The organism is Tsukamurella sp. TY48, from assembly GCF_019656655.1.
Lineage (GTDB): Bacteria > Actinomycetota > Actinomycetes > Mycobacteriales > Mycobacteriaceae > Tsukamurella > Tsukamurella strandjordii.
Map to the genome: position 1 here is coordinate 75484 of NZ_BPMV01000001.1, position 13353 is coordinate 88836.

Here is a 13353-nt window from a genome sequence, read left to right on the forward strand (position 1 = left end):
GCAGTCTAGTGAGACCCACCGATAGATTTTCCGGGCGCAACCGTCTCACCGATCCGCCGCTCCAGATCGGCCACCTCGGCGGTGGCGCGATCGAGCTCGCCGGCCTTCGCGGTCTCGGGCAGTGCGGCGATCGTGACCAGCCGGTCGTCGAGTTCCTGAGCGGCGACGGTGAGCCGCACCTGCTCGTCGAGCTGGGCGGCGGTGAGGATTCCGGCGGGCTGGTCGAAGGCGCGCACGGCGTCGCGGATGCGGCGGTGCAGTCTTGCCTCGGGAACGTGCGAGCCCGACCAGGACAGCGGGGCGCGGCTCGGGAAGGGCATCGCGCCCTCCGCCTGCTGCTGCCGGCGGCTGTTGCGCACCAGCGCGACGGCGAACGCCGTCGTTCCGAGCACCGCCAGTACGACCAGCACCAACAGGACGATGATCACCGTCGACATCATGAACCTCCCTGACTCTGCATGTAGAGGTACACCCCGGCGGCGACCACGAGCAAGCCCACGAGCACCGCGAAGGCGATCTTGACGGTGCTCCAGGGCCGCTCGCCCTGCACCTCGCCGGTGACGCCGTTGACGAAAACCTGGAAGGGCTTGTTGGCGAAGGTCACGGTGAGCAGCCACACGGGCATCAGCAGGTACACGAAGTCGATGGACTGGAAGACCGGATTCATGCGGTGGATCCGCTGCTCGTCGCCGCCGATGTCGCGGCGCACCGTGGTCTCCACGATGTCGTTGATCCGGGGCCGCGCCTGCGCCTCGAAGACCTGCGCCGCGTCACCGTCGTACGTGCGGGCCAGGTGCCCCGCCACGAATTCCGGTGTGTAGGGAACGGCACGATCGGCGGGCCAGGGTTCGAGGGCGCGCACCCGGCCGCCGTCGAGCCCGGTGTTGGCGGTCTCGGTGAGGTGCCGGATGCTGTTGTGCACGCGGCCCCGGGCGGGGTACCAGTCGGTGTAGGTCTCGACGTTGCCGTCCCGGTCGCGCCGGGTGCGACGCTCGCCGCGCGAGCCCGAGTACTCGGTGCTGACCTCGGCGTCGTAGCTGTAGTACGACAGGTAGACGCTGGTGAACGATCCCAGTACTCGGTACTTCTTGAACTCGCGCGGGGCGAACCAGCGGCTGTTCACCCAGGCCTCGATGTTGGTGCGCGCCTGGGCATCACTGACTTGCAGCGGAAGGATCCCGTCGATCGGGAGCCGTGCCGGCGCAACCTGGATGTCGTTGCGCTGGATCGGCGTATTGCAGTACGGGCACCGGACCGCGGTGAGGGTTCCGCTGAACAGCGTGTGCCCACCGCAGTTCTGGCACACCACCTCGCGATCGACCACCTGCGGCGCCGCCGCCGATCGCGCCTGCGCGTACACCGCGTTCATCGTGGGCCCCAGCGGGTGCGCCACGATCCGCTTGGTCGGATCGAGCATCACCGGGAAGGTGCTGCCGCATCCGGGTGAGCGGAGCCCGCCGGTGGCGGGATCGAAGATCAGCGAATCCCCGCAGTTCGCGCACGGATAGGTGCGGGTCTGCTCGGTGACCTGGAACAGCGCGCGGTCCGGGGGTGCCCCCGGATCCGCTGCGGGCGGCACCTGCGGGGTGAGCGGCCGGATCGGTGGCGCCGGCCGCTGCTCGGGCAGCGGGGGCGGGACCGTCATCGTCCCGGCTGGGGCGGCAGCGGCGGCGGGGTGGCACCGAACAGCGGCCGCAGGGCCGGTACCTCACCAGCGGGCGTCCACCCCGCCATGTCCGCGGACCACACCAGGGTCTGCGGGGTGAGGTTCATGCCCCGCAGTTGGTCGACGGGGTACGGGCCGGTGGCCTGGCCGTTCTGCTCGACGTGGAACTGCTGGCCGCCGGGCAGCGGCGGCGGTGCCGCGGGGGCGCCCTGCGGCTGCGTGTTCTGCTGCTGCGGGTTCTGCGGTGCCTGCTGGTTCTGGAAGTTCTGGCTGAACTGCTGTCCCATCGCCATTCCCATGCCGGCCGACATGAAATCGCCGGCGGCGCCTCCACCCGGATTGGTGGCGGCGCCCAGCATGGAGTCGGCGGCGCGGCCCTGCTGGAAACGCCCCATATCGCCGACGTTGCCGTAGTAGCCCTTCTCCTCGACACCGCGCGCGACACCGCGTGTCATGGCCTGGGTGATCTCGTCGGGCAGCGAGATGTTCATCTCGATCGCCTCGCAGGCGAGACCGTAGGGTCCCTGGATCCGGCTCTGCACGTACTCGCGCAGCTTCTCGGAGAGTTCCCGCTGGCGGCCCTGCAACTCGATCGCGCCCACGCCGGTCTCGAGCAGCATGTCCGAGAAGGCGGTGGCGATGGTGCGGCGCAGCAGTTCGGCGATCTCCTCGGAGTCGACGTTGGAGTCGGTGCCGATCACCTGGCGCAGGAACGTGGGCGAGTCGACGACGCGGACCACGCACAGGCCGTTGGCGCGGACCTGGACCATGCCGAAGTCGGGGTCCCGGATGGTGACGGGGTTCGGGGTGCCCCAGCGCAGATCGGTGATCGGCCGGTGGTTGACGAAGTAGACCTCGCTGCGGAACGGGCTCTTGAATCCGTGCGGCCAGCCCTGCAGCGTGGACATCACGGGCATGTTCTCCGAGACCAACGTGTAGCTGCCCGGGCCGTAGCGGTCGGCAAGCTGGCCGCGGTACACGAACAGCGCCTCCTGGCCCTCGCGCACGATGAGCTGCGCACCGTTCTTGATCTCGTTGTTGTAGCGCGGGAACCGCCACGCCATGATCGAGCGGTCGTCCTCGAGCCACTCGATGATGTCGACGAGTTCGCCCCGGACCTTGTCGAAGATCCCCATGCCTGTGCATCCCCTCGGTTGTGAGTATCGAATTCCACGATAGTCAGCCCGCTTGGCAACGGCTGAGGGCTCGCTGAGACGAGGGTTGCGATCATGCGGATCAGTGCACGGCGTGTCGTCCACTTCACCGCGCATTCAGTGCATCGAGGATTTACGCTGCACTCGGCCCCGCAGACCGGGCCTCCACCACACGAAAGGTGCTCCAACCATGGCAGGCAAGTTCGAGGTGTACGAGGACAGCTCCGGCAAGTTCCGCTTCCGTCTGAAGGCCGGCAACGGCGAGGTCGTGGCGTCGGGCCAGGCGTACGCCTCGCGCAAGGGCGCCCACGACGGTGCCGCCGCCGTCGTCCGTGCCGCCGAGGGCGCGAAGGTGGTCGACGTCGACAAGGAGTGATCGCACGGATCACTCGCATCGGGGAGGGCTTCGGCCCTCCCCGACGTGTTTCACCTGCACTTTCGCGTGATCTCGCCACAGGCCTTGACCTTGACACCGTGCGAAGGTCGATGCTCGGAGTCACCGAAGGAGGTGGCCGTCATGGCTGAAAATCACGTACTCGATCACCCGGACTCGTCGGCGCGACTGCGCGCGGCGCTCCTGGTCGGCAGCGCCGCCGATCCGGGCTCACTGACGGAGCTCGTGAAGCGGTGCGCGGTGGAGCCGGACTTCTTCGTCCGGGACATGCTGACCTGGGCGCTCACGCGGCTCCCCGCCGCGGACACGGTGCCCTTCCTGGTGAGCGAGCTGGGGTCCGAGGTGGCCCAGGCGCGCAGCCAGGCGCTGCACACGTTGTCGAAGATCGGCGATCGCTCGGTGTGGCCCTCGGTCGCGCGACTGCTGACCGATCCCGACGACGAGGTGGCCCGGAGCGCCTGGCGCGCCGCCGCGGTCCTGGTGCCCGACGCCGAGCGGGCCCGCACTGCGGAGGTCCTGGCCGCGCAGTTCGGGCGCGGCGATGCCGACACCCGGCTCAGCCTGAGCCGGGCACTGCTCGCCCTGGGCGAGAGCGGGGAGACGGTGGCGCGGGCGGCGATCGAGTCGCCCGATCCGATCGTCTCCGAGCACGCCGCGGATACGATGCGGTTGCTCTCGGACCCGGATTCGGGCGCCTCGTCCGCCCTGCATTCCGCGCGGCGTGCGGCGGCGCTCGGCGCGGAACGGATGCGTGCCGCCGACGAGGGCCGAGAGCTGTGAGGAGGCGGCGGTGAGGATCGGCGAGGTGTCGCAGCGGTCCGGCGTCAGCGCGCGGATGTTGCGGCACTACGACGCGCTGGGCCTGGTCCGTCCGTCGGGGAGGTCGGTGTCGGGGTACCGCGAGTACGCCGACGCCGACCTCCGCCGCATCTTCCACGTGGAGAGCCTGCGCACACTGGGCCTCTCGCTCAAGGACATCGGGCGGGCGCTCGACGATCCGGCGTTCGCGCCGGCCGAGTTGGTGGATCGGCTGATCGCGCAGACGCAGGAGCAGATCGACGTGCAGACCACCCTGCTCGCGCGCCTGCGGCACGTCTACGCCGCGGGACCGGATGCCTGGGACGATGTGCTCGAGGTGGTGGCGCTGCTCAATCGGCTGAAGGCACCGTCGCCCGGTATCCGGCAGCAGGCCGCGCTGGGTGCCGCGGGGACAGCGCCCGGGCAGGCCCTGGCGGACGCGGTGCTGCGGGAGGAGAACCTCAACGTGGCCGGCGCCCTGCGCTGGGCGCTGCCCCGGGCCGACGGCGATGCGGTCCGGGTTCTGCTCGGCGGCCTCGAATCCGACGATCCGCGAGTCCGGCGCCGTGCCGTGGACACGCTGATCGAGCTCCCCGCCGACGACGCGCTGCGCGGCGCGCTCTCGAACGCCGATCCGACGGTGCGCGCGGTGGCCGCCATCGAACTCGGCCACCGCGGGGACCCGGCCGCCGTGGGCGAGCTCGTCTCGATGATCCTGCGCGGCGACAGCGATGTCCCCGCCGCCGAATCGCTGGACGCCATCGCGGCCGCCGGCGACGACGGCGCGATCGTCGGCGCCCTCACCGATTCCTATGCCGCCGCCGACTATCCGGTGCGGCAGCGGTTGGTGCAGGCACTGGCGGAGATCCGCGGTCCCGCCGCAGCGGCCGCGCTGGCCTCGCTGCGCGACGATCCCGACCCTCGGATCGCGCGCACGGCGGATTACATCATCGATCGTCGTGCCGCCGAGGCGGTCACGGACCCGTGAAGGTCCAGTGCGTACCCGCGGGCCCGTGCACGACGATGTCGTAGGCACCGTCGCGCAGGGGTACGGTGAGCTCCGTCGTCCCCTGGACATCGGCGTGCAGCGGCGCGGAATCCGGTGCGTGATAGGGGAACACCGTGAAGTGAGCGCTGCGCTTGCCGGTGTTGCGCAGGCGCACCCGTAGCCCGTCGGACCGGCGCCGCACGGTGACCTCGGTGCGGTACGGCACGGGGCGCGTCGGCCGGGTGCCGGGCTCCTGACGGGGCCGCTGCCCCACGGCCGGCGCGTGCGGTTTCCACCGCGGGCGCAGGCTCCCGGTGGTGGCGGGCCGGTTCGAGGGTGGGAGCGACCGCGGGACCCGGAAGTCGAAGGCGCTGGTGAGATCGCCGGCAACGGTGCGCCGCCAGGGGGAGATGTGCGGCACCGAGATACCCAGCCACCGCTCCAGGAACCGGAGGGTGGACGTGTGGTCGAAGGTCTCCGATGAGACGAAACCGCCGATGGTCCACGGGGAGACGATCGTCATGGGCACGCGGTTGCCGAGGCCGAGCGGCAGATCGCCCACCCACTCGTCGGTGGCGCTGCGGGGCGGCCGGGGTGGCGGCACGTGGTCGAAGTAGCCGTCGTTCTCGTCGTAGAGCAGGAAGAGCGCGGTGTGCCGCCAGACCTCCGGGTTGCGGCCGAGGGCGTCGAGGATGCGGTAGACGAGGTTGGCGGACGCGCGGGGCGACGAGGCGCTGGGGTGTTCCGACTCCCGTTCCGAGGCCACCACGTAGCTCACTGCGGGGAGTGTTCCGGCGGCGATGTCCGCGGCGATGCGATCGGTGAGTGTGCCGGTGGGGCCGCGGCGCAGGCCGCGGAAGAACAGGTCGCGATCGGGCTGCGGGAGCGTGCGGGCGCGGGCATCCACCTCGGCGGCGCGGCGGGCGGCCTCGTCGGCGGGCAGCGTGCGCAGCCCCTGATAGAAGTCGTCGATCTCGGTGCCGAAGTCGCGGAACACGGCCTGCGAGACCTGTTTGAAGCGGCGGAAGAACTCGATGTTGTTGTCGGTGAAGTTGTCCCACTCCTGGTACACCTGCCACTCGACGCCCGCGTCCTGAAGGATTTCGCCGATGCAGGGCCAGTCGTAGCCGGGGTGGCCGCGGTCGTAGGCGGTGTTCTCCACCGCGCGCGCACCGGTGAGCGGTTCGTATCCGGTGTATCCGGAGAAGAAGTAGTTCCGGTTCGGTGACGTCGACGTGGGCACCGAGCAGAAGTAGTGATCGCACACCGTGAAGGCGTCGGCGAGCGCGTAGTGGAAGGGGATGTCCTGGCGGTCGTAGTAGGCCATCGTGGAATCGGTCTTCGCGGGGATCCAGCCGTCGTTCCAGCCGCCCGCGAGCGCAGCCTGGCCGCCCGTCCAGGTGTGGTCGAGGGCGTCGATGTTCTGCGCATCCATCTGCTGCCGTTCGGCCGCGCCGCGGACCGGGAAGGGCTGCACCGGCAGGCCCGTGCGCGTCGGCTGGTCGAAGACGCTGTGCCCGGTGCGCAGTCGCATCGCCGCGGGATCGTCGAAGCCCCGCACACCGCGCAACGTGCCGTAGTAGTGGTCGAAGGAGCGGTTCTCCTGCATCAGGAAGATCACGTGGCGCAGGTCGCTGAGGTCGCCCGCCGCCGCGGGCTCGGCCATGGCCGATTGCAGGGGCGTGGGGAGCAGGCCTGCGCCCACTCCCCCGGCGGCCAGTGCACCTTTGAGGAAGACGCGCCGATTCGTTGCGGGCTTCATCCCGACCACGCTGACGCATCCGGCTGAATCGCGGGTGGAAAGGGCGTGAACCCGCGCCGGCGAGTTCACGACCTTCCACCCGCGGCCGATCACGAGGTCGAGGGGCCCGCGACCGTCGGCGGAGCGAGCGGGGTGGATCGATCGCCGTAGCGCGCGGCGAAACCGTCGCACAGCGCCTCGATGCCCGACCGCAGCAGCGGCAGCGCTTCACACAGCTCGGGGCGCTCGATCGCGACCAGATCGCGCATCCGCGGAAGCTCCTCGATCAGCGGATCGTCGGCGAGGCCGGCGACGAAACCGACTCCGTCGAGCGAGGATCCGGGGGCCACGAGCACACGGCCGACCGCGCCGAGCCCGGCGCCCTGGACGTGATTCCACACGTGCAGGGCGAGTTCTGCGGAATCGTCGACCTTGCCGGTGAGGTGGTCGAGCGCCTCGACCAACCAGTCGAAGCAGGCCACCGACGACGGTGAGACGGCAGCCCGGGGAACGGCGTGCGCGAGCAACACCCACGGATGACGTAGGTACAGCCGCAGGTCGGTCTCGGCGGCGATGTGCACCCGACGGCGCCAATCCGGGTCTCCTAGGAGCTCTTCCGGATACAAGGCCCCCGCGCCCACCGCGGCCGCCATCTCCCGGATGAGCGTCTCCTTATCGGGCACGTGCCGGTAGAGCGACATGGCTCCCGTTCCGAGAGCCTCGGCGATCCGGCGCATCGAGACCTTCTCCAGACCGCCCTCGTCGGCGAGGCGCACCGCCTCGGCGACGATCGCCTCTCTGGTGAGCGCGGTCTCCGACACTGTCACTCCTCATCGCGTTGACCCTGCCCGAACGTTCTGCGTACAGTGTACCCATCCGTTCTGCGTACGCCGTACGCGTCGTCGTTGAGATCGTGTCAAGGAGTTCTCGTGTCCACCACCCCGCGCCGCGCCTGGGGCGGCCTCGCCGCGCTCCTGCTGCCGGTGTTCCTGGTCTCCATGGACGCCTCGGTCCTGTACCTGGCGATGCCGCACGTGACCGCGGCTCTGCATCCGAGTTCGGAACAGCAGCTGTGGATCCTGGACATCTACCCCTTCATGCTGGCCGGACTCCTGATCACCATGGGCAACCTGGGCGACCGGTGGGGCCGCCGCCGCCTGATGACCTGGGGCGCCGCACTGTTCGGCGTGGCCTCGGTGTTCGCGGCGTTCGCCCCCACCCCGGGCCTGCTCATCGCCGCTCGCGCGCTGATGGGCGTCGGCGGCGCCACACTGCTGCCCGCCAGCCTGGCACTCATCGCCAACATGTTCCGCAACCCGCGTGATCGCGGCGTCGCCGTCGGCATCTGGACGGCGGCCTTCTCCTTCGGCGTGGCCGTGGGACCGGTTCTGGGCGGCCTTCTCCTGCACCACTACTGGTGGGGATCGGTGTTCCTCATCAACGCACCGGTCTTCCTCGCCTTCCTGGTGGCGGGGCCGCTGCTGATCGACGAATCGCGCACCGATACCTCGGCGCCGTTCGACCTCGTCGGCGTCGCACTGTCGATGGCCGCGATCTTCCCGCTGGTGTACGCGGTGAAGGCCTCGGCGAGCCACGGCGTCACCGCCACCACGCTCGGCGTAGGCGCCTTCGGCCTCGTCATGCTGGTCGCGTTCATCACGCAACAGCGGCGCGCCGCGCACCCGCTGATCCCGTTCGACCTGTTCCGCAACAAGGTCTTCGCGATGGCGATCTGCGGCACGATCATCGCCATCTCCACGCTCAGTTCGATGTCCTACCTCACGGGCATCTACCTGCAGTCGGTGGTCGGACTGGATGTGCTGGCGGCGGCCTTCCTCGGGCTGCCCGCGGCCGCGACCGTGGCTTACTTCTCGATGCGCGCACCGTGGATCCGTCAGTACCTGGGCCGGCAGTGGACCTTCACCGCGTCGCTGCTGTTCTCGGCCGCCGGCCAGTTCCTCCTGGTCGGGCTCGGCGTGGACGGCCCGACCTGGCTGTACGTGGTGGCCACCGTCGTGGCCGGCGTGGGCTACGGCACCCTGTTCACCTTCGTCTCGGAGACGGCCCTCGCGGCGGCGCCGCCGGAGCGGGCGGGCCAGGCGTCGTCGATGTCGGAGATGAGCTTCGAGCTGGGCACGGCGATGGGTCTCGCGATCCTCGGTTCGGTGGCCACCGCGGTCTTCACGCGGCACGACGGCATGTCGCGCACGCTCGGGGACACGCTCGCGCAGGCCGCGTCGATCGGCGGTGCCGACGGTGCCGCTCTCGCCGAGAGCGCGCGCTACGCGTGGGTCGACGCGGTGACCACCACCGTCGGGACGTCGGGTGTCCTGCTCATCGCGACGGCTGCCGCCGCGTGGGTTGTATTACGTGGAACGCGGGAAGTGATCACCGTCGCATGATCTTTGACGCTGTCAATTCACACGTTTACTATCGCGTTCATGACGGCGACTGAAGTGCTCCTCCCCGCCCCGTCTGACGCATGGTCGATGCTCGCGGCGTGGTCCGCGGTCGTCGCTGCGGTGTTCGAGCAGGAGGACCTTCGCCCCGAAGGACCGGGGGTGGCCCACTTCGCCGACGGTGGCGGATCCGAGTTCGACCTCGCCCTGCTGTCGGGCGGTCGGGCCAGCATCGTCGGCTTCGACCGCGAAGCCGGCGATACCGACCTGCGTGGCCGCGACGATCTGGTGGCCGCCGGTGCCCCGCGGTGGTGGTTCGCCGCACTCCCCGAGGGGGCGACAGCGCCGAACTTCGCCTACGGCTTCGACGGCACGTCGTGGTCGGCGGTGGGCCACAACCCGGACCTGATCACCAAGGCGCATTTCACGCCCGGTCCGGCGACCGATCCCGAGACCGCGGCGGGCGTACTCGCCGATGTCCTCTCGCAGGCCTACGAGGACAACCTGGACGGCGACTACCCCGCCGACGCCGAAGCGGTCGAGGCCCTGCTCGCAGCGGGTGAACACATCGACGAGGGCACCCTGCGCCGCGCACTCGGCGGCGACTACGGCGACATCGCCCTCGGTGTGGCGACGGCGGCCCGCTTCCGCCGCTAGCGCGGGTCGAGGCGGAACACGGGGATCACGCGGCCTCCGGCGGTCTCCTGGTACTTCGTGAAGCCCTCGGAGCGCTCCTCGAAGCGAGTCCATGCGGCGTCGCGCTCAGCACCGGTGAGCTCGCGGGCGGTGACCCGTGCGGACGAGATGCCGCCCTCGTCGTCCGGGTACTCGATCTCGATGTCCGGGTGCGCGACCAGGTTGTAGTACCACGACGGGTTCTTCGGCGAGCCGCCCGCGGATGCGGGGATCAGCCAACTGTCGCCGTCCCGGATACCGGCGAGCGGATTGATCCTCGGCTCCCCCGATTTGGCACCCACGCTGTGCACGAGCACCAGAGCGCGGCCGAAGCCCATCGCCGAGACGGTGCCGTTGTTCGCGCGGAATTCCTCGATGATGTCCTTGTTGAAATCGCTCACGGCACCATTGTGCTCCAGATCCGTAGTGGCCGCCGAGATCACGCCGAGACTCAGGAGAGGACGTCGCGCTCCGTGGTCGGGGGTGCCACAGAGCGGCGCAAGGTCTCGCCTCGGAAGAACGCCGGGTGCGTCGCACGCCGGACGAGCATGAGCGCCGCGCCCAGCAGGAGCAGGCCGAACCCGATGTAGAAGACGATGCCGATGCCGAACAGCGATGCGCCGCTGCCGTTCGCGGGATCGAGGCTCTCCTGGACCGAGATCGCGAAAACGATCGCCAGGATGGTGCCGCCGACCGCGGGGAAGAGGCACTTGTAGATGAAGTCGTGGGGGCTGCGCAGCAGTTCGCGGCGGAAGAACCAGACGCAGGCGAAGGCGGTGATCCCGTAGTACCAGCAGATCATGATGCCCAGCGCGGCGATGGTGTCGAGGAGCGCGCGGTCGGAGAGCATTTTGACCACCGTGTAGAAGACGGCGGTCACCACGCCGGACACCACGGTGGCGTAGGTCGGCACGAGGTAGCGCGGATGCACCGACGCCATCTTCTTGGGGAAGGCGCCGTAGGCACCCATCGCGAGCATCGTGCGCGCGGCAGGGAGGAAGGTGGTCTGCAGGCTGGCGATCGACGAGGCGAAGATCGCGAGGAACAGCATGGTTCCGCCGACATCGCCGAGGACCGGATTCGCGAGGGGACGGAAGACGTTCTCCGAGTTCTCCGGGTTGCCGAGCCCCAGCCCCTCCGTGCCGACGCCGGCGTACATCATGACCGCGACGGCCACCAGCAGGTACGTGATCAGGATCGACACCACCGACAGCAGGCCGGCCCGGCCGGGCACCTTGTTCGGGTCCTTCGACTCCTCGCCGAGCGTGAGACAGGTGTCCCAGCCCCAGAACGCGAAGATCGAGCCGGTGAGGCCGATCACGAACGCCGCGATGGTGACGCCGGTGAACGGGTTGAACCAGTCCATCGAGAACGACAGCCCCGTGGGCACGCCCGCCGAGCGGACGATCGCGGTGACGGCGAACACCACCAGAACCACCATCTGGAAGCCGACCAGCACGTACTGCACCGCAGTGCTGGTGGTGATTCCGCGACCCGCGATCGCGGTGGCGATCAGCAGGAAAGCCAGCGTGGTGGCGATGTTGATCGCCCTGTTCCCGGCGAGGTCGGCGAGCGCGTCGTTCCCGGTGACCTGGGCGAGGAAGAGGTAGAAGTAATCCACGGCGATCGCCGCCAGGTTCGAGAGCACGATGATGGTGGCCAGGACCATGCCCCAGCCGCACATCCAACCGATGTACGGGCCGAAAGCCTTGGTGGACCAGGTGAACGAGGCGCCGCAGTCCGGCACTCGCGAGTTGAGCTCGCGGTAGGCGTAGGCGGTCAGGAACATCGGAATGAACCCGGCGATGAAGATCGCGGGCATCTTCAGCCCCACCGCGGCCACGATGAGTCCGATGCTGGCGGTCAGCGTGTATCCGGGGGCGACTGTCGAAATGCCCAGCACCGCACCGGCGAACGTGCCGATGCGCCCGCGTGCGAGTCCCTTGTCGACGACGTCTGCGGACATCAGATCCCCTCCTTCGGAACCACGACCATCGGGACGTCGAGGCGACGGAGCATCTTGGCCGCCGTCGAGCCGAGGAACAGGCGGCGGGGCGCCGCGAGGCGGGACGATCCGACCATGATGATGTCTCCGCTCTCCCAGCCGACCTGCTCGACGGCGTCTTCCACGGTGGGTCCGACCGCGACGGAGACCGAGACCGGCACGCTTCCGGAGAGGCGCGCTCGCGCCTCGTCGAGCACGCGCTCGGCGTGGTCACGGGCCTGGTCCTGCGCGACCGGATCGGCCCGACGATGCCCGGGCATCAGGTCGAGTGCCACGAGGGAGATCAGTCGGAGCGGGACCTCGGCGCGTGCGGCCGAGGCGATGGCCACATCGAGGAGCTCGTCGGCCCCCGCACGGGTGCCGACGGCGCAGGTGATGCGGCGAATCGTGGGAAGGGCGAGATCCGCGTACCCACGCGGTGCCACGAGGAGCCCCACCGACGATGAATGGATCAGGTCGTTGGCCACCGATCCGAGCGAATGCGAGCCGAGCAGGCCGCCGCCGGTGCCGCCGATCACGACGGCGTCCGCGCCCAGCCGCTCCGCCTCGGCGATGATCCCCTCCGCGGGAGAGTCACTCACTCGGACGTGCGTGCTGACCGCGACATCGGCGGGCACGGCCGCGACCGCGGCACGCAGCCACTCGTCGGCCTGCGCGGTGAGCACCTGATCCACGAAGTCCCCGGGCGTGATGGGTGCCGCGGCGTCGGGCGGCACGATCATTCCCACCGCGAGGTCGGTTCGCATGCTGCGGGCCACCTGCACCCCGAGGGCCACGGCGTCCCGGCCGCCGTCGGTGGCGAGGTAGGCGACGAAGATCGTCATCGCCGCTCCCCCGGTCCGGCGGACGCGAGCACGGCTCGGTCGTCGGCGGTGAGCATCTCCCGCAGGCCACGGATCATGGCTTCGAGTCCCACGTCGAACGCCTGCTGTGCGCGGGCCGGCCCCTTCGGGGCGGCGGCCACCACCCGGCGCAACGATGCGGATGCGGGGTCGTCGGCGTCGAGGTGGAAGATCTCGTCGGGGGCGGCGGTGTCGATCGCGGCGCCCAGCATGAAGTCGTCGATCGCCACGATCACGGCCAGTACCCGGCCCTCCGGAAAGCCCGCACGCAGGAGTCCGGCGGCCGCCGATTGATAGTCGAGGACGGTGGCACCGGCCGCGATGGTCTCCGTGGCCAGGAGCCGCACCGCCGAGGGGTGGGCGGCGAACGCGGCGCGGTACCCGCGCGCCCAGGCCTCGACGGCCTCATCCCAGGGCAGCGTGTCGAACCACGCCCCGTCGACGTCTTTCGTGACCGCCTCGCGGACGAGTTCGACGACGGCACCACGTCCGTCCACGTGGTGGTAGATCGATGACACCTGCACCCCGAGGCGGCGGGCCAGCGCCGGCATGGTGAAGCCGCCGTCGCGATCGATGAGTTCGAGCGCGGCCGCGCCGATCGATGCGCGATCGATCTGCGGTGTGCTGGGTCGTCCGACACGTCTGCTCACGTGCGCGAACTTACCCGAAGTCGACAACTATCGAAAGACAT

At 69.8% G+C, this 13353-nt stretch carries 14 protein-coding genes; 5 read left to right on the top strand and 9 right to left on the bottom strand.

The window, feature by feature from the left end; all coding sequences use genetic code 11:
• Positions 1 to 5: 5 nt before the first annotated feature.
• Genes TTY48_RS00360 through TTY48_RS00370 form a run of 3 tightly spaced genes read right to left on the bottom strand, consistent with a single transcriptional unit; the run spans position 6 to position 2802 of the window.
• A complete protein-coding gene (locus tag TTY48_RS00360; protein ID WP_220655621.1) occupies positions 6 to 440 on the bottom strand; it encodes a hypothetical protein in 435 nt (144 codons plus the stop codon).
• On the bottom strand, positions 437 to 1645 hold the full coding sequence (locus tag TTY48_RS00365) for a hypothetical protein (RefSeq protein WP_220655622.1): 1209 nt from the start codon (positions 1643 to 1645) through the stop codon (positions 437 to 439). Before TTY48_RS00365 ends, TTY48_RS00360 begins: the two co-directional genes overlap by 4 nt.
• The gene (locus TTY48_RS00370) at positions 1642 to 2802 is read right to left on the bottom strand and encodes an SPFH domain-containing protein (protein WP_220655623.1); all 1161 of its coding nucleotides are present in this window, start codon (positions 2800 to 2802) and stop codon (positions 1642 to 1644) included. The genes TTY48_RS00365 and TTY48_RS00370 overlap by 4 nt, the downstream gene beginning before the upstream one ends.
• Positions 2803 to 3010: 208 nt before the next feature.
• Between TTY48_RS00370 and TTY48_RS00375 the strand changes: the two genes are divergently transcribed.
• From TTY48_RS00375 to TTY48_RS00385, 3 genes are all read left to right on the top strand, one after another.
• Complete coding sequence (locus TTY48_RS00375; RefSeq protein ID WP_220655624.1) at positions 3011 to 3196, top strand: DUF1508 domain-containing protein; 186 nt, start codon at positions 3011 to 3013, stop codon at positions 3194 to 3196.
• 141 nt (positions 3197 to 3337) lie between these two features.
• Complete coding sequence (locus TTY48_RS00380; protein ID WP_220655625.1) at positions 3338 to 3994, top strand: HEAT repeat domain-containing protein; 657 nt, start codon at positions 3338 to 3340, stop codon at positions 3992 to 3994.
• A 10-nt stretch (positions 3995 to 4004) separates the two neighbouring features.
• Positions 4005 to 5000: a HEAT repeat domain-containing protein gene (locus tag TTY48_RS00385; protein ID WP_220655626.1), complete on the top strand. Its 996-nt coding sequence runs from the start codon at positions 4005 to 4007 to the stop codon at positions 4998 to 5000.
• Here the strand turns inward: TTY48_RS00385 and TTY48_RS00390 are convergent.
• Both TTY48_RS00390 and TTY48_RS00395 read right to left on the bottom strand, forming a co-directional pair.
• A complete protein-coding gene (locus TTY48_RS00390; protein WP_220655627.1) occupies positions 4987 to 6762 on the bottom strand; it encodes a phosphocholine-specific phospholipase C in 1776 nt (591 codons plus the stop codon). The genes TTY48_RS00385 and TTY48_RS00390 overlap by 14 nt on opposite strands.
• Positions 6763 to 6851: 89 nt before the next feature.
• Positions 6852 to 7562: a TetR/AcrR family transcriptional regulator gene (locus TTY48_RS00395; protein WP_220655628.1), complete on the bottom strand. Its 711-nt coding sequence runs from the start codon at positions 7560 to 7562 to the stop codon at positions 6852 to 6854.
• A 108-nt stretch (positions 7563 to 7670) separates the two neighbouring features.
• Here TTY48_RS00395 and TTY48_RS00400 point away from each other — a divergent pair, with 108 nt between their 5' ends.
• Together TTY48_RS00400 and TTY48_RS00405 are read left to right on the top strand one after the other, a co-directional pair.
• On the top strand, positions 7671 to 9143 hold the full coding sequence (locus tag TTY48_RS00400) for an MFS transporter (RefSeq protein ID WP_220655629.1): 1473 nt from the start codon (positions 7671 to 7673) through the stop codon (positions 9141 to 9143).
• Between the two features lie 39 nt (positions 9144 to 9182).
• Positions 9183 to 9797: a hypothetical protein gene (locus TTY48_RS00405; RefSeq protein WP_220655630.1), complete on the top strand. Its 615-nt coding sequence runs from the start codon at positions 9183 to 9185 to the stop codon at positions 9795 to 9797.
• Here TTY48_RS00405 and TTY48_RS00410 read toward each other — a convergent pair.
• The 4 genes from TTY48_RS00410 to TTY48_RS00425 are packed head-to-tail and all read right to left on the bottom strand — an operon-like array spanning position 9794 to position 13312.
• Complete coding sequence (locus tag TTY48_RS00410; RefSeq protein ID WP_220655631.1) at positions 9794 to 10216, bottom strand: nitroreductase/quinone reductase family protein; 423 nt, start codon at positions 10214 to 10216, stop codon at positions 9794 to 9796. The two genes, TTY48_RS00405 and TTY48_RS00410, sit on opposite strands and share 4 nt — an antisense overlap.
• Positions 10217 to 10266: 50 nt before the next feature.
• Positions 10267 to 11781: an APC family permease gene (locus tag TTY48_RS00415; protein WP_220655632.1), complete on the bottom strand. Its 1515-nt coding sequence runs from the start codon at positions 11779 to 11781 to the stop codon at positions 10267 to 10269.
• The gene (locus TTY48_RS00420) at positions 11781 to 12644 is read right to left on the bottom strand and encodes a universal stress protein (protein WP_220655633.1); all 864 of its coding nucleotides are present in this window, start codon (positions 12642 to 12644) and stop codon (positions 11781 to 11783) included. Before TTY48_RS00420 ends, TTY48_RS00415 begins: the two co-directional genes overlap by 1 nt.
• Positions 12641 to 13312: a TetR/AcrR family transcriptional regulator C-terminal domain-containing protein gene (locus tag TTY48_RS00425; RefSeq protein ID WP_255585440.1), complete on the bottom strand. Its 672-nt coding sequence runs from the start codon at positions 13310 to 13312 to the stop codon at positions 12641 to 12643. Before TTY48_RS00425 ends, TTY48_RS00420 begins: the two co-directional genes overlap by 4 nt.
• Positions 13313 to 13353: the final 41 nt, after the last annotated feature.